We start from the raw sequence: 19829 nt of genomic DNA on the forward strand, positions 1-19829 counted from the left end.
TGGACGCGGTCCGCTGTGATCAGGGCATGCGGGACGGGATGATCTCGCCTGCCGGATATCGGTCCGGTGATCCGTTGAAATTCGTCAGGAGATGAACCAGTTCCGCTGGTCGCTCGGCGACCATGGCGTGTCCTGACGTCACCTCGGTGTACCGGGCGTCAGGGATGGCGCCGAACAGTGCCTTCGACTGGCGGCGCGGGGTCATCTGGTCGTCGGTGCCCGCGATGATCAGCGTCGGGCAGGCGATGGTCGGGGCCACCTCGGTGAGATCGACGGTGCGGTTCATCTCCATCTGATGGCGAGTGGCATCGTCACTGGCGACGCTCGCGATCAGGGCGTCGAGCTCGGCTCGCGTGCGCCAGTTCAAGAACGGGTCGCTGAATGCGCAGAAGGCGAAGTATCGAGCCAGAGTGTCCTGTTGACCGCTGCGGTGAAGGTCGAGCCAGACCTGGTTTCGTAGCGCCTGGCCGGCCGTGGTCTTCAGCCACCCTGCCATCAGGACCAGTCGGTCAACCAGGTCGGCTCGCCTCGCCGCCACGGTGGCGGCGACGACCGCACCCAACGAGTAGCCGGCGAGGGATACTCGTCGATCCGGAAGGATCTCTTCGATGGCGCTGGCGACTTGGTCGGCGTAGGCGTGGGGCCCCATGTCGGCGGGTGCGGTGGTGTCGGTGTTGAGATCGACGGCGACGACACGTTGCGCGGTGGCGAGCATCGGGAAGAGGAACCGAAAGTGGCGCGCAGTCGTGCCTCCCGTGCCGTGGACCAGCACGATGGGCGCTCGGCCGGGCGTCTCCTCAAGTGAGTCGTAGTACTGGACGTCGACGCCGGCTGCTTTCACGGTGCCGCTGACGGCGGCTCCCAGTAGCGCTGCGTCGGGGTCGGCGGTGATCGTCATCGCACTCCAACTTCCGGTGGGCTTGAACGGATCCTGGTGTCGGGGCAGGTCGGCACTGAGTGCAGGCCGCACCGTGCGGCGTACCGGAGTGGTACGCCGCACAGTGCCTCGCCCTCAGTCGGTGCCGTACTCCTTGAGTGCCGGCATGACGACTGTGCCGAGAAGCTCAAGGTGGCGACGGAACGGCTCGGGGTCCGCGTGGAAGTCGTAGTTGTAGGTCAGCAGCGTGCCGAAGCCACCCGACTCCTCCTGCTCCTCCTTCAGCTGCGCGATGACGGTGTCGGGCGACCCGACGATCCAGCCGTGGTGGGCGAAGAACTCCGCGGTGATGTCGACGTCCTCGCCGATCATGTGCTTGAGGGCAGCGATGTTGCGCGGAATGACCCAGTTGTCCCAGGTCTCCTTGAGCGGCTGGGAGAGGGCGAGCTCGAGCGCCTGCTCGTCGGTGTCGGCCACCCACACGTCACGAACGACTCGCCAGTCCTTGCGGGTCGGCGTCCGACCCGCGGCGAGCGCGCCTTCCTCGTAGACCTCCCAGTGCCCTTGCAGGTACTCAACGCTGAAGCAGATGCTCATCGGGATGTCGCCGCGAGCGCCGCCGGCCCGCAGCGATGACGAGCGCGGCGAGAAGCCCACGAGCGCGGTGCGCGGACCACCGGGCGTCAGGGGGTGCCAGTGGCCGCCGAGCTTAGTGGACTCGTCGAGCGCGGGGATGTCGACCGAGTAGTGCTTCCCGTTGATCTTGAGGGGGCCATCCGCGTTCCAGATCGCCTTGATGAGCTCCGCGCCCTCCTGGAGCTTCTCGTGGTTCTCCTGGCCGATGTCGGTGCCGAACAGCTGTCCGTCGGTCTCGTAGCCTCCAGCACCGAACCCGACCATCAGCCGGCCATTCGTCATGTGGTCCAGCGCCATGAGGCGGTACGCGAGGGCGACCGGGTTGTGGTACGGGATCAGGTTGGCGGCGGTCCCGAGACGCAAGTTGCGGGTCTCGCGGGCCGCGGCGGCGACGTGCAGCTCAGGGGAGGGCCATCGCTCGTAGCCGACGGTGTAGTGCTCGGAGAACCACGCCTCAGCGAAGCCGTATTCCTCGGCCCAACGCATGACCTGCATGTCCCACTCGAAGCCGACCTGCGGGGGTGTGTCCGGAAGCTGGTAGGCACAAAAGAGTCCGACGTCCACGGGTACTACTCCTGTTCAGAGAAAAGACAGCACGGCTGTGTTGGATCGATCGTGCGGCCCCCGCCGCCCTTCCCCATTGATCCGCGACGCCACCGCCTGGTCGTCGTGTGCCACAGGTCGTGACCGGTGGCGCTCGTGTGCAAGAGCATGGCCCGCGGCGTCAATCAGCGCTTGGGAGGCGCCGGGCACGCTGGCGACACAGCCGTACTCGTTAGGAGTCGGTCCACTCGCGACGCGGGAGATGCTGATGTGCGCAGGCCTGCCCACCCGAGTTGACGTTCTCGTCGTCGGAGCCGGGCTTTCCGGCATCGGCGCCGCGGCCCGGCTAGCCCGCGAGTGCCCGGACCTCTCGGTCGCGATCCTCGAGTCGCGCGAACGATTGGGAGGCACGTGGGACCTCTTCCGCTACCCGGGTATCCGATCGGACTCCGACATCCCGACCCTTGCCTTCCCATTCCGTCCGTGGACCAAGGCGGTTTCGATCGCGGACGGTCCCAGCATCTTGAGTTACCTCGACGACACCGCCGACGAATACGGTCTGAAGGACAAGATCCACTTCGGATGCAAGGTCGTGCACGCGAGCTGGGACTCAGACCTGTCGCTGTGGACCGTTGAGGTCGTCGTCGAGCAAGGCGGTGGCCCGACAAAGCACATCTCCATGACCTGCTCGTTTCTGTACCTATGCACCGGCTACTACTCCTACGACAAGGGCTATGCACCGACCTTTCCGAACCAGGAAGCATTCACCGGCCCGCTCGTCCATCCGCAGGCCTGGCCCGAAGACCTCGATTACGAGGGCAAGAGGGTCGCGGTCATTGGCAGCGGCGCTACTGCCATCACCCTCGTTCCAGCTCTGACAGAAAGGGCATCTCACGTCACGATGGTGCAACGCTCGCCGACGTATGTGATGAGCGTGCCCCGCCTTGAACGCTCGTGGAGCGTGCTCTCCCACGTCTTCGGCGAACGAGGCGCCGCGAAGGTGATCTTCTGGAAGAACGTTCTCGGCAGTCTCGCGTGGTATCAACTCAGCCGCCGTCGGCCGGCGATGGTCAAGTCGATCCTGGCCAAGGAAGCGCGCAACCTGCTACCCGCCGGCTATGACCTCCAGACCCACCTGACGCCGCACTACGACCCATGGGATCAGCGGCTGTGCGCCACACCAGACGGAGAACTGTTCGACGCGATCAGATCGGGTCAAGCATCAATCTCCACCGGTGTCATCAGTCGGTTCACCGAGTCAGGAATCGAACTAGAGGGTGGGGAGGAGATCGACGCCGATATCATCATCACGGCAACGGGTCTGAACATGCTCGCCCTCGGAGCGATCACCTTCGACCTCGACGGCGATCGAGTCGACGTAGGGTCGACCATCGCCTACAAAGGCATGATGCTCTGCGGCGTCCCGAATCTCGCTTGGACGCTCGGGTACACGAACGCGTCATGGACGCTGAAGGCCGATCTGGTCGCTACATACGTCTGCAGACTGTTAAACCACATGTCCGAACACCACCTTCTCGCCGCCGAGCCAACCGCTCCAACCGGAGACCCCCAACTGGGATCTGTGTTCGATCTCAACGCGAACTATGTGCACCGCGGGATCGCCGCGTTCCCCAAGCAGGCGTCGTTGGCGCCGTGGCGGCTGCACCACAATTACTTGGCCGATAGGCGAGTCCTCCGTCGAGGAGATCTCACGGATCGGATGACCTTCGTTCGTGCCGCCTGGGACTCGAACGGTTCGCACGTTACGCCCCGCCTCCACGCATGATCGAGGGACCAGATGCCAACATCGCTGTCTTGGCAGGCGCGCATGACCACTGCCGCTCTGCGTTTAGTGCCGCCTGGCTACATCACCAACGCGTTCACCAAGCCCGCCCGTCGCAAGCCAGGTCCACTCGTACCGAAGCGCGTCGCTAGCCGATTCGTCGTCGACGAATTCGTCGCCGGCCACGGGCGCGTCGCAACCGTCTCCCCGAGGCGGTCCGTCGGGCACTTCTTCTTTCTTCACGGCGGCGGATACACGATGCAGGACATGCACTGGGGGTTTCTTGGCCAGCTTCTCGAACAGCATTTCACCGTCTCACTGGTCGACTATCCCCTCGCCCCCGAGTACACCGTCACGCAGACGGTGCCGATGGTGGTCGACGCCTGGTCCGAGGTGCTACGCAGGTCGGCAGGCGAAGCGATGACGGTGTTAGGAGACTCGGCCGGCGCAGGGCTGGCTCTGGTGCTCGCCCAAGAGTTGCTCTCCAGCGGAGTCCCGGCGCCCACTCGCACGGTTCTGCTATCGCCCTGGCTCAACTTGGTTCTCGATGACAAGGCAACGCTCGACCTCGCCGAGCGTGATCCGTTACTCAATCTAGACGCGTTGCACGGCGCCGCGCGGTTGTACGCCGGCGGGCGCGTTCTCTCAGAGCCCGCGCTGTCCCCGATCAATGGGCCGCTCGACGACCTCGGCGATCTTCTCGTGTTCTCTGGGACGCGGGACCTGCTTTTCCCTCAGGCCAGCGAACTGAGTCGCCGGGCCGCTGGGGCGTCCGGCACCAGCGTCGACCTCCGGGTCATTCCGGGTTTGCTGCACGACTGGGCGCTTATCCCATATCTCCCCGAGACGAGGCGTTTGGCCACCGACGTCTGCGTATGGGCGCTTGGAGGGGCGCTGGCACGGTAGCAATGCGTCGGCGCCGCGCTGCTACCGTGCCAGGATCAGTTGGCGATCGCGACCCCGTCGATCTCGACAAGGGCCCCCGGCATTGCGAGAGCCTGTACGCCGAGAAGCACGGCGGCAGGCAGTCCGAGCCCCGTTCGCTCCATGGCTGCGCGGTATCCGCGGGCGATCGCGTCGTCGAATGCCTCGGTGTACTCGACGACGTAGATTCCGATCTTCGCAAGATCGTCCATCGACGCTCCCGCTGCTGCTAGGGCCTCGGCGAGGTTCACGAAACACTGCTCGACTTGGATGGCCAGGTCGGCTTCTCCGACGAGGTTGCCTTCCTGATCGGCGGAGACTTGGCCAGCCAGGTGGATGATGCGGGATCCGGTGCCGATCACGGCGTAGGTATAGCCAGCCGGCGGGTGAAGACTCGGTGAGTTCACGAACTCGAGTGCCACGTGGTTCTCTTTCTGTCGGAGCGGGAGTCAGCGGATGGGGGCTTGGAGCTGCGCGAACGCCCTCTTCTGGTCCGGGCGCACCGCTTCGCGCGCTGAGCGGCGGATCGTCCGGTTCTCCAAGGCACGCAGTCCTTCGAATGCCGCTCGTGCGGCGGTCGTGCGCATCGGCCCCGGGGGCCACGTCTTCGTCTTGCGGTCGACGATCCAGAGGTTGGTGAGTTCTGAATCGACGCCGCGGGCAAGGTGGGCCAGCAGCTTCCCGTGTAGGTGCGCGATTGCCACGCCGTGACCCCAGCAGCCGTTGACCCGCAGGATCTGCTTGCGCTCATCGACGAAGCCGATGTGCGGGAGAAGATCGAAGGTCCCGGAGATCACGCCGCCCCAACGGTGCGTCACGCGCACGTCGGACAACTGCGGGAAAAATGCTCGGAAGTCACGTTCCATGCGGTGGAAGACGCGCACGTCGTATTCGCGGGTCAACCCGTCGTCGGCGGCCTTCAGTCCGTCTCGACCACCGAAGATGAGCCGTCCGTCGACGGTCGGGCGAGCCCAGTGGAAGAGGCTGAGGCTGTCCTCGGTCCAGTTTCGGTTCTTGAATCCGATCGAGTCCCACTGCTCGGGGCTGAGCGGCTCGGTCGCGAACTGATACGAGTACAGAGGCGTCTGGTCTCCGACCGGAAGCACGTCACTGGGCAACTTGTGTGAATACGCGTTCGTCGCCAACACCAGCCGGTTGGCGACGACCGTACCCCGGGGAGTGGTGACGCGGACCTCGCGAGGATTTGTGACGATCTCGATGGCGGGCGAGTGCTCGTAGACCTCGACGCCGGCTTCGGTCGCGAGCCGCTTCCACTCGCGAACATGCTTGACCGGGTCGAACATGAAAGTTCGCTTCTCACGCAGACCGGCCGCTCCGGCGAAGAGCGGGCTGTTGAACTCCTGGGCGAGAGTCGCGGCGTCGACCCACTCCACGTCGTGTGTTGGGTCGAAGCTCTCGTGCATGGCCTTCGCCGCCTCGAGATCCTTCACCCACCGGTCGCCGATCGCGACGGTGAGCGAGCCGGTGTCGATCACGTCTGACTGCATGTCGTGCTTGGTGATGAGCTCGCGCATGTAGTCGAGAGCACGGGAGGCATAGTCGTAGAGCTCCTTCGTGCGCTGCTCTCCATGTGCCTTGAGCACTACCCCGTTCACGCCGACCACAGCTGCACCCGCGTTGCGGCCGCTGGAGCCGTCACCGATTGCGTCGGCTTCAAGCAGCACCACATCGAGAGCTTCGCCCTCCGTACGCAGGTGGTAGGCCGTCGACAGCCCGTTGAAGCCGCCACCGACGACGACGACATCGACTCGGCGCTCACCCCGGAGGGGCTCATTCGCCGTGTACGGCCCGTAGGCGTCCGCCCAGAACGAGAGGTTCGTGCTTGTCATTCCTGCTTCTTTCGTCTTGTCGGTTCAGCCGACCCGAAGCGGGTCGACCCCATCGACGCCTGCGGCGACCTCACCGGCGTCCCTGCCTGCCAGTTCGCGAACGGCTCGGTAGGCCATGTCCACTGCGGCGTCCACGTACGCCCGCGGCGCAGAGTCACTGTTTGCGATCGCGACGTTGCCGAACCTCTCCCTTGCCACGTGGTTCGGGAACGGCCCGTGCGGCCAGAAGATCTCGAACGGCACGCAGTACTGGTAGGCGTAGGCGTGTGCCCACCGATTGATGGTGATCGCCTCGATGTCCTCGGCCGCATCGAACCCGCCGGGGCCCAGGACCTCCTGCAACTGCTTGCGCAACTCGCGCTCCATGCCGGCGAACCCGGTGGCCAGCAGCTCGCGGCGTCCATCGGCCGACTGATCGGTCGGATGCTTGGGCTTCCAGGGGTCATCACTGGGAACGGCAGCCGCGGACCCCAGATGCACGAGAATCGGCTTGTGCGGGTCCTGCGGGAACTTGTACTTGCCGATGCTGACCGGGAAGTCGAGGCTCATGCTGTCCCAGTAGCCGCTGACATAGCGAGCGCCTGAGATGCCCAGCTTCGTGAACGCGGTCCAGTTCTTGATTTGGACCGTCGCGTAGCTCAGAGCCATCCGCTTGGCGTTCTTCAGCGCGTTCGCCTGCGCGGCCCCGAGCTCGTCCGTCAGGTATGGGATGAGGTTGTTGTTGAGCGCGAGGATGACGTGTTTGGCGCGGACGGTGAGGAGCTTGCCGTCGTTCATGTAGGAGACTTCGACGGCGAACGGCTTCCCGTGTGTCGTGCCCTTCTTGTGACGGTTGGGCGGGTAGAGGTTCTGAACCTTGACGACCGGTGAGTTAAGCCGTACCCGAAAGCTACCGGGCTTGTCCAGCTCCGCGTACTGGATGCGGTTGGTGTCGATCGTTTCCATGCCGCGTCCCGGCAGCGCCCTGGGGTTCAGGTCGCGGATGAGCGAGTAGACGACCCCGGCGTTCCCCTCGGGGAAGTGGTAGATGTAGGGGTCTTCGGAGTACCAGAACTTGGGGACGTCTGCGCGGAAGCGCGGGTCAGGTTCCAGGCTCTCCTCGAGTTCGCCCCAGCCGAGTCCGAGTCCGTCGAAGCCGACGAACTCGACGGAGGCGTCCAAGGCGCCGACGCCAGAGGCGCCGTAGCCGTAGTCGCCGTTGGGCGTGGTCTCGAAGAACTTGACCGTGTCTGGATGCGCCTTCACCCACTTGAGGAGGTACTGCTCGTAGGTGATCTGCGCGAGTTCGTCCTTCTTCTCTGCGACGGTGAGACCGGGCATGTAGTCGACTTCGCCGGCGTACATCTCAGCGATCTGAGCCTTGGCCTCGTTCGCCATCGGCGCACCTGCGAGGACGTCGTCCCAGGCTCGGCCGCCACCGGTGTAGGTCACGAAGTCCCGTCCCCAGGTCTCCTTGTCAAAGAAGAGGGCACGGCGCGTGAGTCCGTGCTCGGCGTTGAAGCTGGTGTCGAAGTATCGCTCGAACTTCTGGTAGTCGATGCCGATGTCTTCGAGCAACCTGGATGCTGGACGGGCAAATGAGCTTGGGCTGTCCAACGACTGCGATCCGCCGTAGCCGATGAGGGTGCGAGCGCTGGTCTCGAACTCGTTGCGGCGGGCGTGGCCGCCGACGTCATCGAGACCCTCTAGAACGAGGATCGTCGAACGTCCGAATTGCTCGCGGTAGAACTTCGCCGCCGACAGCCCGCTGATGCCCGAGCCGACGACCACCAGGTCGTAGTACTCCCCTGTGCTCTTCGGCGGCGGTGCCGTCTTCCAGAACTGCCCGCTGGCCAGCGAGTGCGGGATGGTCTGGACGCCGTCGAAGTAGCCGCGACCGCCGGTGAGTGCGGGCGGGTACGTCGCAGGTGGGTGGGGGTGCTTTCCATGCCCGCTCGGGCGGCCTTGGAAGGCAGTGCTGGCGTCCGCAGCTCCAGTGCCGGCCGCAACAAGGCCGACGCTGACGGCGACCCCATCCAAGAAGCTTCGCCGGGTGATGTTGCGATTCATGCCTAGCCGCTCGTCGCTGTACTCGACCATCGATCATCCCTACCTTCCGGAGCCTCGAGCGCCAACGGGAGGCCCGAGCGAGGGGCGTTCTGGTCAGCGTGTGAACCATGCAGCGGATCGAGTCTGTCGGGCTCTTACGGGGGTCGGCTTGCGGTTCCGTGCCAGCAGGCGTGCCAGCAGCGCCACAACCTTCCGGGGTTAGCCCTACGCCGCCTATCAGGTCAGCCGGAAGACGACTACCTTGCGCACGGTCTCCAAAGTCACGAACCTGCACGGATCGTTGGGCGCGATGAACGCTCCGTCGCCGGGGCCGAGGTCGAGGACTCGGCCGTCGGGGAACTCCACGCGCGCCCGTCCGCTGACGATCACGAAGGCCTCGTTTCCCTGAACCTCTTCAAGGACGCCAGGGGTCATCTCCCAGACGGCGCCGACTTCGCTGCCGTCCTCGCGCTCCCAGAGGGGGGCGGCGTTGATCTCTGTTCCTGGGGTGAGCCGCCCGGACGCGACCGGGTAAGGCTCGAGGGTCAGGTCGGTCGGCGTGAAGCTGACAGTCTTCATCGAAACTCCATAGCTGAAGGGCGAACCAACGATTGGTGCGAGGAGGGCCTGTTGTAGTTCTTTCCTACGCTCGGGGCACGATGCCGGGCGCGCGGCCGAGGGGTATTGCAGGCGAGTGCCAACTGTTCGGATGCGAGTGTCAGGGCGTCGTCGGTGGGCAGGCGCTCGTTGCTGTCGACGACGGGTGGTCTCCTGCCGATGGCGATGTCGCCAGTCCGGAGACCCAGACACGACGGGACTTGCCGGGTCGCGCAGGTCCCACGGAGGACAAGCAGGACAGGTCGTGGCTGCATGGGTCCGCGCTGCTGGCCCTAGTTACCCAGGACCGTCAACTTGCGGACGGCCATGGCGCCTGGCTGATCAGCGCCCTGGTTCAACCGCTCAACGACACTTCCAGCCGCGTGCTCCCCGTCCAAAGACGGTGTAACCGCGCGCCGGCGATCGACGTGTTGCGAGCACGGTAGCTGGTCAACTCCTCGCGCGTCCGGGTGTACTGATCGAGGCACATCCCATGGTGAGGACGTCACGGCGATCATGACGGCGCCGCCCCCATTTGATTGCCCGAGGCGTTCGCGATCGTCCCTCGGCTGCGGCGAAACAACCGCGCTGGCTTCGGTTAATGACCGTCTGGAGTCAGTACACGGCCGTCGCTTCTCGGATCCGCGCCCGCGTCGAGCGTTCCATCTGCAGCGACGGTGCAGATCATGGCGTGCCCGACATCCTCGTTCAGCGGCGTGATCGTGTGGAGTGGAAGACCGGAGAGGGCCAGCGAACCCAGCGTCCGCGGGTCGAGGTCAGACTCGGCACGGACCGATAGGGCGTCAGGTTCGGCCAAGGACTCCACGATGAAGCGGGGCGCGGCCACGGCCTCCTGTGCCGCATGCCCGTCCAGGACACGGCGCAGCACCTGCGTGTGGATCTGCGGTTGGGCGTGGCCGCCCATGGCGCCGTGGGCCGAGAGCCGGCCGTCGGCAAACTCGACGATGACCGGCATCAGGGTGTGCGCTGGACGCTTGCGCGCCGCGGGCGCGTTCGGCGACTCGGCGGTGGCGGCGAAGGAGGACGCGCGGTTGTGGAACGTGATGCCCGTACTCGGGTCGTGCACTCCCGATCCAAACGACCAGAAGAGGGATTGGATGAGTGAGACGGCGGTGCCGTCGTCTGACACGGCGGTCACGGCGACCGTGTCTCCCGTCGCCTTTGACAGATTCGAGGAGTCGCGGAAGCCGCGGGAGGCCGACAGTGCTATCGAGTCGGCGTCGGTGATGATGCTGCCTTCAGAAAGCAGGTCCGCAATGTCTGCCGTCATGTGCGCGGGGTCGGCGAGTTCGCGTTCGCGCCGGGCCTCGCCGTACGCGAAGACATGAGCGAGGTCGTCCGCGCGGGTTCTTGACCCGCTACCCGCGATCCTTTCCAGGACCTTGAGCGCCGTTAGCAAGATGTAGCCCTGCGAGTTCGGCGTGGCCGTGATCACCCGGCACTCGCCGATGTCAGCCTCCAGGGGCGCGGTGAGGACCACGTCGTGTCCACTCAGATCGTCGGGGCGGATGGGGATGTCGAGGTCGGTGAAGGCCTTACCCAAGCGATCGGCGATGGTGCCGGCGTAGAAGTCCTGGAGGCCGTTCTCTGCGAGTGCCCGAAGCGTGTGCGCGAGCGCGGGCTGGCGCAGCAACGCGCCTCGTTCCAACGGTTGCCCGTGCGAGTTCGAGAGCAACTCTCGAAGGTGCCACGTCGGGGTAGCGGTCGCAAGCAGTTCAGCGATCGCGGATGCGAGACGGCTTCCGACGGCCGTCCCGCGCTCGGCAAGCTCGACCGCAGGGGAGAGAATCTGACGCGCCGGCAGGCTACCGGCGACCTCCAGCATGCATCGCCAGCCCGAGACGACACCCGGCACGGAGACGGACAGGGGCCCGCGCTGTGGGATGGGGAGCGGAGCAGGGTCGATGCCCGAGCCGTAGGCACCGCTTGCGTTGATACTCAGTTTTCGGCCGTCGGGCGTCCGGATCAATGCGATCAGGTCACCTCCGAGCGAGCATTGATGCGGGTACACGACGGTCAATGCAGCGGCGGCGGCCAGCGCCGCGTCGACAGCGTTCCCGCCCAGGGTGAGGACCTGGCGGGCCGCGTCGACGGCGTCCGGGTGAGGAGCGGCAAGGCAAACTCGCCTGTTAGGCATCAGCGTCCACCGTTCCTGAGATGACGAGAGCGCGAACTGCGTCGAGAACGGTCCACTCCGTGCGTTCGCCAGCCCTGAGCCGGAGGACCGTCCCGGGTCTGAGTCGAGTCTTCGTCGCCGTGCTCGAAGCGGATGGTTCCGCGCCCGGACAGCACGACGACGCACTCGTCTTCTTCAACGTCGGACGCGACGCCGGCGCTGATCTCCCAGGCGGCAACGCGGGCACCACCGAGCACCGCCAGTGTCTGCGTCGCAGCGGTCGGCCAGCCTCCATCGATCCACATCCCGGGTTGGCTCGGGGTGGTCAACGGCATGCTTCGCACGTCCTCGGTGAGGATCCGCCGGTTCTTGTCGTCTGCTTCTGAATCGGTCATGTTCGCCATTCCGCCTGCGTTGCCGAGGAGTCCGGTCCGGCCGGCGCCGATGGGGTCGCCTCAGCAGCCTGGGCCCGGCTCACGAGGAGCTTCTCGGCCCGAGCACGAACGCGCATTGACTCGAAGTGCCACGGTGCAGCACTCACCAGCCATCTCGATCTGCTGGGGGCTGGTTGCCACTGCGCGACTTGTCATCATCCGCTGCGTCTTGCGCGGCGTCCCGTTGTGCCTTCCCCGCGAGCGCAGCCCGGGGCGCCGCGAGCCGCACCGTTTCGCTGCGTCGGATCGTCGATGTCCGCAACGTGACGCATTGCGGGTCGACCGCGAAGACGACGTCCTTTACAGCCGAGGGGGTGATACGGCCAGGGTTGCCGGCGAGGTCGACGACGAGCGTGGCCGGCCAACCGTGCTGGCCGATGTCGAGCACAGCCCCGACGCCTAGCGTTTTCAACCCTTGTAGGCCTGCGAGGCCGACCTGCAGACTAGAGACGCCGAAGAGGAGTTCTCGATGGGACGAGACCTCGTCATCTTTCTCGTACTCGCCATTAGTTTCGTCCACCCCTGCCGGTGTCGTCGCCGGCCACACCATCTCGAACTCGGACGTGCCTTTTCCGCTCGGGCGTCCCGCCCTCCGATGGGAGGATCCGCGAGGGCGGCAGCGTGAGGCAGAGGACACGGCCTGCACCGCTAGCTCGGCTGCGAGCCGAGGAAGTCGGTCAACGCAGCGGTGTACTCGCCTGCTCGTTCCAGATTGGCGACGTGTCCTCCGGGAACGGTCACCCAACGGGACCCTGGAATGAGCTCGTGGAGCTCCGCGGACACGGCGGGCGGCACCAAGATGTCGGAGTCGGCAGCGAGGACGAGCGTCGGGACTGCCAGGGCACCGAGGCGGCTGCGGGCGTCATGCGCTTCGGCTCCCTGGATCTGGGCAAGCAGAGCTTCGACAGACATCGGGAACTCCGCCATCGCTTCCTCAGCCTGCGCTGCCTCATCCGGGTGATCGGCGAAGAACTGGGGTGTGAGCGAGTAGAGCATCGACTGCCGCATGACGAGCCCGACTCCAGCCTCTTGAGCGAGATCGGCCCACAGCGTGAGCACCCGTGACATGTAGGGGGACGGTGCGGGGAAGGTCGAGGACAGGGTGACGGACTTCAGGTCAGAGGAGTGCGCCAAGGCGTACTCCTGCGCCACGGCGCCTCCCATCGAGTGGCCGACGAGGTGGAAGCAGGTGATTCCCAGCTGGTCGACCAGCGCCTTCGTGTCCTCTGCGAGCTGCGTCGTTGTGTAAGGGCCTTCGGGCGCGTCAGACCCGCCGGCGCCACGCGGATCGAAGGTCAGGACCCGGTAGCCGAGCTCGAGAAGCGCCGCGACTTGGAAAGCCCAGGAATCCTGAGTGTCTGCGAGCCCGCAGATGAGGACGACCGTCTCGGGGCCGTCTCCGTCGAGGCGGTAGTCGATGGTGATTCCGTTCACCGGTGCTTGCGGCATGACCGCTCCCTCTCGCGATGTCTGTGCACGTTGCGGCGGATAGCGCCGAAGTCCGGCCGACTCCAGCCGCGTTGTCGTGCGCAGCGTGGAGGCCGGGGCTTCTTGGATGCTCTCGATCGCTTGCCATTCCCGGATTGGTCGACGGGGCCAACGGCTTGAACCAGAGCGTCACGGGCGACGTCATGACCTCGGGACTGGTGCTGCGGAGTGAACGACGGTGCAGAGGCGGTCGGCTAGCCTGCTCCCATGCGGCAGATGCTGCAGGGTTACCGGGCTCGTGTCGCGTTCTCGCTGCTGCTCGTCCTGGCAGAGGCGGCTGGCCAGGTATTTCTGCCGTTCGCGATCGGCGTGGCCCTGGACGACTATCTGGCTGGCTCGTGGCGAGGGTTAATGCTATTCATCCTCGTCGGCCTCGCGACCGCGGCCTTTGCGACCTCGCGCCGCTTACTGGACGCCCGACTGTTCGCCAGCGTGTACCAGCGGGCAGGCACGGATGCGTCCAAGCCTCAGGTCGGCCTTTCGGAGAAGAGTGCCAGGCTGAACATGCTGCGAGAAGTCGTTGACTTCCTCGAGTACTCGATGCCTGAGTTGATCGTGGGCATCGGGGGGTTCGTCGGGACCTTGGTGTTCCTCGCCGCACTCTCGGGACCGGTCTTCCTGGGCGCCCTGGTGATGGCTGCAGTGATCGTTGCGATCTATGCGGCATCCACTCGGCGCACCGTGGCGTTCAACGAGGAGTACAACGACGAGTTCGAGCGGCAGATCGACGTTCTCCGTCGCGACGAGGTAGACCTCACTCGCCGACACATTGGCATCCTCAACGGATGGGTCATCCGGCTCTCTGACATCGAGACGGTCAACCATGCAGCGTCGCTTTGTCTCATGGTGGCGCTTCAAGTGTTCGCGATCGTCACTTCGACTCGGGAGGGCATGGACGAGGGTGCCCTCCTCTCGATCGTGTTGTACGTGTTCGAGTTCTCGGCGTCAGCGTCGTTCCTGCCCGTGTCCTGGCAGGAATACCTGCGCCTTCGCGACATCCTGCGGCGACTAGGCCAAGCCGAACAAGAGTGAGCGCCGCACGAGGGCCGAGCCCACTTTCCGACGCTCGGTGGCGTGCTTCTTCGAGTCGGTGTCGCAGGTCTGCGGTCACTCGATGCGATCTTGGTTGGCACGCCGGGCCGGTCTCCGGGCGCAACCGTTCAATTGGTCTCTGCTCTGGGCTTGATGTGCTCACGGTGGAGGTGCGTGAAGGTGACCGATGACGGCCAGGGCGTCCGCGGGCCGCTAGCCGCTTTGATCGCGAAGGTGACCGCGTTGAACGAGATCGCGGACGACCTCGTAGGCGAGTTCGAGCCCTCGGTAGCGCTCGCCTCGATTCTCACCCGATGTATCGACCTGATGCAGTGTGACGCCGGCTCGGTTTCCAGTGTCGACGAGGCGGCCGCGACCTACCGCAAGGAGGTCGATATCGGGATTCGGTGCCTGTCCGGGCACGTCTTCAGCCTGGACGAAGGTATGACCGGCGAGGTTGTGCGGCGTCGCTGCGCGGTGTGGTTCGACCGCTACGACGAAGTCGCCGGTGGGCACCTCGATCCCGCCGACCGAGACGGTCTGGGTGCGACGATTGGCACGCCGTTGGAGTGGCGAGGACGCATCGTCGGGGCTCTCGTGTTGTTCTCTCGCGACCCGGATCGTCGGTTCGGCGCGGAGGACGCACAGCTGTTGGCAATGTTTGCGCGTCATGCGGCTGTCGCTCTCGCCAACGCCACCATGTACTCGGCCATCGAGGCGCATACCCGCGATCGGGCTGCAGCGGCAGAACGACATCTGCTGCTTCGCGAGCTCGAGGAGCTGATGACGCACACCTTCGGCAACGCGCTTCGCCAAATCGACAGTGCGGCGAACGATGCCGGCGGAACCCTGGACGGCAGACTCGCACCGATTCGCACGGCAGTTGAGTGCGCGCTGTCTGACATGGCGGCCAAGGTTCGCGAACTGGCTGTCATGGCCGAAGACCCCAAGGATCTCGAAACTCTGCTGCGAGCCGAGCTCGCGACCTTGGAGAGCGTTCGATCGATCGGGACTGACCTCGTCCTCACCGGCGAGCCCGACAGCGCCCGATCACTCAGCCAGTCCGCCATGCGCGACGTGCTGCGTGTCGTGCGTGAGATCTTCGACAACATCGGCAGGCACGCTGCGGCCCGTACGGTCCGCGTGCTCCTCGCTTGCGATTACGGCGTGCTTCGCGTAGTCATCCAAGACGATGGCCGCGGGTTCAGTCCGAGCGAATTCCCTAGCGGGGCTGGCCAAGCACGGATCGTGAACTGGATGCGCGAACTCGGCGGCGACGTCGTCTTCGAGTCCGAGCCGCAATGGGGCACCACGGTGCGCCTGCGGTTTCCCCAACGCGATGGCCCCGCCGCACATCTGGCGCGAGTGCCGATCGTCGTAGCCGCGCCGCGCAAGATCACCACTGCCGGGCTCTCCCGGTTGTTGGGATGGCAAGAACCCTCGCTCGCCGTGGTCGGTGAATGCCAGGCAGTCGAAGATGTCATCGGGGCGATGTTTCGATCTGCGCCAGCCGTCACTGTGATCGGGCACGACGATCCGCAGCTGCTCGTGGCGTGGGTACGACGCGTCGCCGAGGAACACCCGCGCCGCTCCATCGTGGCAGTGTGCCCCAGCGACGACTACGACCTGGTATCCGAGACGGTGTTGGCCGGTGCTGTGGGCTGCTTCCTCGACACTGCCGATGCATCGACGGCTGCCTCCGTGGTGGTGGCGGCCGCGCACGGGCATTCGGTCCTGCCCGCGTTCCGCCCGGTCGGTCGCAAGGCCGACTTTTCCGTGCTCACCGGTCGCGAGCGAGAGGTCCGTCAGCTGCTCGAACGGGGCTTGGCCAACAAGGCAATCGCGGAGGACCTGGTGATCTCCGTCAAGACCGTCGAGAAGCACGTAGGTGCGATCCTGCGCAAAGCGGGCCTCCGGAGCCGCCACGAGCTGATCGCCCGGACGCGATCGATCTCGCGGTAGGGAACCCCGCAGCCAAAGACGGGGGAACGCCCCCATGCGCGGTTCCAACGCCCACACCTACGGTCGGTGCACCCACGACACGGAGGTAGTAGTGCCCGTCGCTGCCCTGATCGACATCCTGACTCCCGCCCTCAAGGAGCGGTACGGCGTCCCGGCCATCAACATCGTCAACGTCGAGACAATGGAGGCGGTGCTTGACGCAGCGGTCACCGAGCGATCGCCCGTCATCGTGCAAACCTCGGTGAAAACCGTCCGGCACATCGGCTCATCGGTGCTCTTCTCCAGTTGGGCGGCCATGACAGCAGGCATTGAGGTGCCGGTCTGCCTCCATCTCGACCACTGCCCGAGCCGCGAGGTCATCAGCGAATGTCTGCGAGCTGGCTGGAACAGCGTGCTGTTCGACGCCTCGGAGATGCCCGTAGCCGAGAACCTGGCTCAGACCATGGAGGTCGTATCCGAGGCACGCCGCTTCGGCGCGCACGTCGAGGGCGAGATCGAGTCGATCACGGGGGTCGAGGACGGAGTGGGCAGCGATACCCCCTCGGAGCGGCAGTCGCTCGACATCTGCCTCGACTTCATCGCACGCTCCGGCGTCGACGTGTTCGCACCTTCCATCGGCAATGCGCACGGTCAGTACGCCGCGCAGCCAGATCTGGACTACGAGCGCGTCCAGGACATCGTGGATCGAACCGGGGTGCCGGTCGCGCTGCATGGTGGAACCGGGCTCGCTGAGGAGCAGTTTCGCGACCTGATCGCACGAGGGTGCGCCAAGGTCAACATCTCGACCGCGCTCAAGCGGGCGTGGATGATGTCGTCTCTCGATGCTTTGCGGGAAGCCGAGGCCCGTGACCGCTGGGAACCGTTGGACCTCATCTCGACGTCATCGGCGAGCGTCCGGCAGATGGCCGTCGACCACATGTGCATGTTCGGAAGCTCGGGACGTGCGGCATGACCGAGAACGCCCTGATCTTCGACTGCGATGGCGTGCTAGCCGACACCGAGAAGGACGGCCACCGAGTCGCGTTCAATGAGGCCTTCGCCGCGTTCGGGATACCGCTCAATTGGGGGGTCAGTGACTATGGGCCACTCCTCGAGGTCGGCGGCGGCAAAGAACGCATCCGCGCAGCCATGACGTCGGAGGTGCTGCGCGAAGCCGGGCGCTCCCAGGAGCCTGCCGACCTCGACGAGCTCATCTTGTTATTGCACCAATACAAGACTCAGCGTTATCGACAGATCGTTGAGGCTGGTGGGTTGCCGGCCCGTCCGGGCGTCGCGCGTCTAGCGGCCGAGGCGTTGGCCAATGACTGGCGTGTCGCCATCGCCTCCACTTCGGCGCCGGAATCGGTTCGTGCCGTCGCTGACCACGTTCTCCCCCCGCACGTGGCTCGCGAAGTCCGCGTCTTCGCTGGTGACCTGGTGCCCCACAAGAAGCCGGCGCCCGACATCTACCTCGCCGCCGCCCGCGAGCTCGATGTCAGCGTCGAGCGCTGCGTGGCGATCGAAGACTCCCCCATCGGCTGCGCTTCAGCCGTCTCAGCGGGAATGAGATGCGTCGTGACCGAGAGTGAGTACACGACCGGCGACGTGTTCGAAGGCGCCGCCCTCGTGCTCAGCGATCTAGGCGAGCCCGGCGGAGCCCCCGTGGCAGTGCGCTCCAACCCCGGTCGCCTCCTCCTCAAGGGCGAACTGCGAGTCGAACACCTCAAGCACCTGCTCACTCCGTCACATGGAACCGCACCGGGAGGAGAGGCTCGATGAGCACATCCAAAGCCGTGGAGACGATGGTGTTGGCGATCAGTGAAACGGCGATCAGCAACGAGTCCTACTTCTGTGAGCTTGACGCTGTTGCCGGCGACGGCGACTTCGGCTTCTCGCTGGCCCGCGGGTTCGAGGTCGTCCTCGACACCTGGGAGCAACTCGACCGCGACAGCAATGCCGCGTTTCTTCGACGCATCGCAACCATCATCACGAGTCGGACTGGTGGGACCTCCGGTCCGATCTGGGGAACGGCGTTTCTGCGAGCCGCAGGCTCACTTGCCGACGCGGATGCCACTTCGGGTGGCCCGAGCGACGCTGCCGCCGCGCTCCGCGCCTCGATCAAGGGGATCATGGATCGCGGGAAGGCGACCGTAGGCGACAAGACGCTGCTCGACGCCTTGGTGCCGGCCGCGGATGCGCTCGAACGAGCCGCAGCAGAAAACCTGCCCCTGTCGCTGGCTCTCGAACGCACCGCCCAGGCCGCGCGGGCGGGCGCCGAGGCGACGAGGGACCTTGAGGCCAAGCGCGGACGCGCCAGCTACACCGGCGCACGAAGCGTGGGCAGTCTCGACCCTGGGGCCGTGGCCGTGGCACTCATGACCGAGGAGATCGCTCGCCGGCTCGTCGACTTCGAGTCCATTGCATCAGCGTCGCCTACATCTGAGGAGCCAACATGAAGAAGTTCGTCAACGACCCCAAGCAGTTCGTGCCCGACATGCTTGAGGGTCTAGCGCTCGCCAACCCTGGCACCCTGACGTACGACCCTGCGTCGAACCTCATCATGCGCGTGGACGCGCCCGTGCCCGGGAAGGTGTCGATCCTGCAGGGATCCGGCTCTGGTCACGAGCCTGCGCACGTGATGGCCGTCGGTCCCGGGATGCTCGACGGTGCCTGTCCCGGCGACGTCTTCGCGGCCCCGCCGATGGACTACGTTCTGGCCGCCACTCGGCGCTTGGCTACCGAGGCCGGTCTGGTCTATATCGTGAACAACTACACCGGTGACCGCATGGCGTTCGAGATGGCGCAAGAACTGGCCGAGGCAGAAGGCATCAAGGTGCGGACGGTGATCGTCGATGACGATGTGGCCGTGGACAACTCCACGTTCACGGTCGGGCGCCGCGGCGTGGCCGGCAACTTCTTCGTTATCAAGGCGATGGGCGCTGCCGCTGAGCGGGGCGCTGATATCGATGAGGTCGTCCGGGTCGGCGAGCACGTCAACTCGGTCACGCGCAGCATGGGCATGGCCTTGACGTCATGCACGCCACCCGCCAAGGGCACCCCGATTTTCGAGCTCGGCGAGACAGAGGCTGAGATGGGGGTCGGGATCCACGGAGAACCGGGACGCGAGCGGGTCCAGGTTCGATCAGCGAGCGAGATCGTGGACGACCTGCTAGACGCGATCGTCAGCGATCTGCCGTTTGCGGCGGGCGACCGGGTGGCCCTGATGGTCAACGGCCTCGGTGGGACGCCGATCAGTGAGCTCTACCTCCTCTACGGTCTGGCCCACAAGAATCTCGTCGGTCGCGGCATCGAGATCGCACGGAACTATGTGGGCGAGTACTGCACGTCGCTGGACATGGCAGGCGCGTCGCTGACGCTGGTTCGCCTTGACGAGGAGATCGACGAGCTTTTCGGCGCACCGGCTGCGGTCCCGATCCGCGTGTTCTGAGAAACCTGGGACAAACGGGGATCTCCGCGAGCGCGTGTCGATGTCGACGCGCGTCGCGGACCTGTCTGCTCCTGCCACGTGTGTGGCCGACGCCCCCGGCGCCACCGTGCG

Annotated in this window: 18 protein-coding genes; 8 read left to right on the forward strand and 10 right to left on the reverse strand. The window is 65.6% G+C overall.

Going from position 1 to position 19829, the window contains the following annotated elements:
- Nucleotides 1-19 precede the first annotated feature (19 nt).
- A complete protein-coding gene (locus QDS12_RS18490) occupies nt 20-898 on the reverse strand; it encodes an alpha/beta hydrolase (RefSeq protein ID WP_279881741.1) in 879 nt (292 codons plus the stop codon).
- A gap of 114 nt (nt 899-1012) precedes the next feature.
- A complete protein-coding gene (locus QDS12_RS18495) occupies nt 1013-2077 on the reverse strand; it encodes an LLM class flavin-dependent oxidoreductase (RefSeq protein WP_279881744.1) in 1065 nt (354 codons plus the stop codon).
- A 247-nt stretch (nt 2078-2324) separates the two neighbouring features.
- On the opposite strand from QDS12_RS18495, the gene QDS12_RS18500 reads away from it, so the two are divergent.
- The gene (locus tag QDS12_RS18500; protein WP_279881747.1) at nt 2325-3842 is read left to right on the forward strand and encodes an NAD(P)/FAD-dependent oxidoreductase; all 1518 of its coding nucleotides are present in this window, start codon (nt 2325-2327) and stop codon (nt 3840-3842) included.
- A 42-nt stretch (nt 3843-3884) separates the two neighbouring features.
- Nucleotides 3885-4745, forward strand: coding sequence for an alpha/beta hydrolase fold domain-containing protein (locus QDS12_RS18505; RefSeq protein WP_279881749.1), 861 nt, complete (start codon nt 3885-3887; stop codon nt 4743-4745).
- A gap of 35 nt (nt 4746-4780) precedes the next feature.
- Here the strand turns inward: QDS12_RS18505 and QDS12_RS18510 are convergent, their stop codons facing one another.
- The 8 genes from QDS12_RS18510 to QDS12_RS18545 form a co-directional block, all read right to left on the reverse strand.
- A complete protein-coding gene (locus QDS12_RS18510; RefSeq protein WP_279881751.1) occupies nt 4781-5185 on the reverse strand; it encodes a Rid family hydrolase in 405 nt (134 codons plus the stop codon).
- Nucleotides 5186-5212: 27 nt separating this feature from the next.
- Entirely contained in the window at nt 5213-6613 is a 1401-nt protein-coding gene (locus QDS12_RS18515; RefSeq protein WP_279881753.1) for an FAD-binding oxidoreductase, read from the reverse strand.
- Nucleotides 6614-6637: 24 nt separating this feature from the next.
- Complete coding sequence (locus QDS12_RS18520) at nt 6638-8692, reverse strand: NAD(P)/FAD-dependent oxidoreductase (protein ID WP_279881755.1); 2055 nt, start codon at nt 8690-8692, stop codon at nt 6638-6640.
- A 186-nt stretch (nt 8693-8878) separates the two neighbouring features.
- Nucleotides 8879-9220, reverse strand: a complete 342-nt coding sequence (locus QDS12_RS18525; RefSeq protein WP_279881758.1) for a cupin domain-containing protein — start codon at nt 9218-9220, stop codon at nt 8879-8881.
- A 616-nt stretch (nt 9221-9836) separates the two neighbouring features.
- Nucleotides 9837-11396, reverse strand: a complete 1560-nt coding sequence (locus QDS12_RS18530) for a gamma-glutamyltransferase (protein ID WP_279881761.1) — start codon at nt 11394-11396, stop codon at nt 9837-9839.
- On the reverse strand, nt 11396-11779 hold the full coding sequence (locus tag QDS12_RS18535; protein ID WP_279881764.1) for a hypothetical protein: 384 nt from the start codon (nt 11777-11779) through the stop codon (nt 11396-11398). Before QDS12_RS18535 ends, QDS12_RS18530 begins: the two co-directional genes overlap by 1 nt.
- 133 nt (nt 11780-11912) lie before the next feature.
- Nucleotides 11913-12197 (reverse strand): hypothetical protein, encoded by a 285-nt coding sequence (locus QDS12_RS18540; protein WP_279881765.1) that lies wholly within the window; start codon nt 12195-12197, stop codon nt 11913-11915.
- Nucleotides 12198-12457: 260 nt separating this feature from the next.
- Nucleotides 12458-13258, reverse strand: coding sequence for an alpha/beta fold hydrolase (locus tag QDS12_RS18545; protein WP_279881766.1), 801 nt, complete (start codon nt 13256-13258; stop codon nt 12458-12460).
- A 246-nt stretch (nt 13259-13504) separates the two neighbouring features.
- Here QDS12_RS18545 and QDS12_RS18550 point away from each other — a divergent pair, with 246 nt between their 5' ends.
- The 6 genes from QDS12_RS18550 (at nt 13505) to dhaK (ending at nt 19718) form a co-directional block, all read left to right on the forward strand.
- Nucleotides 13505-14329, forward strand: coding sequence for an ABC transporter six-transmembrane domain-containing protein (locus QDS12_RS18550; protein ID WP_279881767.1), 825 nt, complete (start codon nt 13505-13507; stop codon nt 14327-14329).
- A gap of 180 nt (nt 14330-14509) precedes the next feature.
- Nucleotides 14510-16291: a LuxR C-terminal-related transcriptional regulator gene (locus tag QDS12_RS18555; protein ID WP_279881769.1), complete on the forward strand. Its 1782-nt coding sequence runs from the start codon at nt 14510-14512 to the stop codon at nt 16289-16291.
- A gap of 91 nt (nt 16292-16382) precedes the next feature.
- Nucleotides 16383-17243 carry a class II fructose-bisphosphate aldolase gene (locus tag QDS12_RS18560; RefSeq protein ID WP_279881772.1) on the forward strand — a complete coding sequence of 287 codons (861 nt, stop codon included), beginning with the start codon at nt 16383-16385 and terminating at the stop codon, nt 17241-17243.
- A complete protein-coding gene (locus QDS12_RS18565; protein ID WP_279881774.1) occupies nt 17240-18049 on the forward strand; it encodes an HAD-IA family hydrolase in 810 nt (269 codons plus the stop codon). Before QDS12_RS18560 ends, QDS12_RS18565 begins: the two co-directional genes overlap by 4 nt.
- Nucleotides 18046-18726: a dihydroxyacetone kinase subunit DhaL gene (gene dhaL, locus QDS12_RS18570; protein ID WP_279881776.1), complete on the forward strand. Its 681-nt coding sequence runs from the start codon at nt 18046-18048 to the stop codon at nt 18724-18726. The genes QDS12_RS18565 and dhaL overlap by 4 nt, the downstream gene beginning before the upstream one ends.
- Nucleotides 18723-19718, forward strand: coding sequence for a dihydroxyacetone kinase subunit DhaK (dhaK, locus tag QDS12_RS18575; RefSeq protein ID WP_279881778.1), 996 nt, complete (start codon nt 18723-18725; stop codon nt 19716-19718). The genes dhaL and dhaK overlap by 4 nt, the downstream gene beginning before the upstream one ends.
- Nucleotides 19719-19829 lie beyond the last annotated feature (111 nt).

Source organism: Nocardioides sp. CER19, from assembly GCF_029846275.1.
Taxonomy (GTDB): Bacteria; Actinomycetota; Actinomycetes; order Propionibacteriales; family Nocardioidaceae; genus Nocardioides.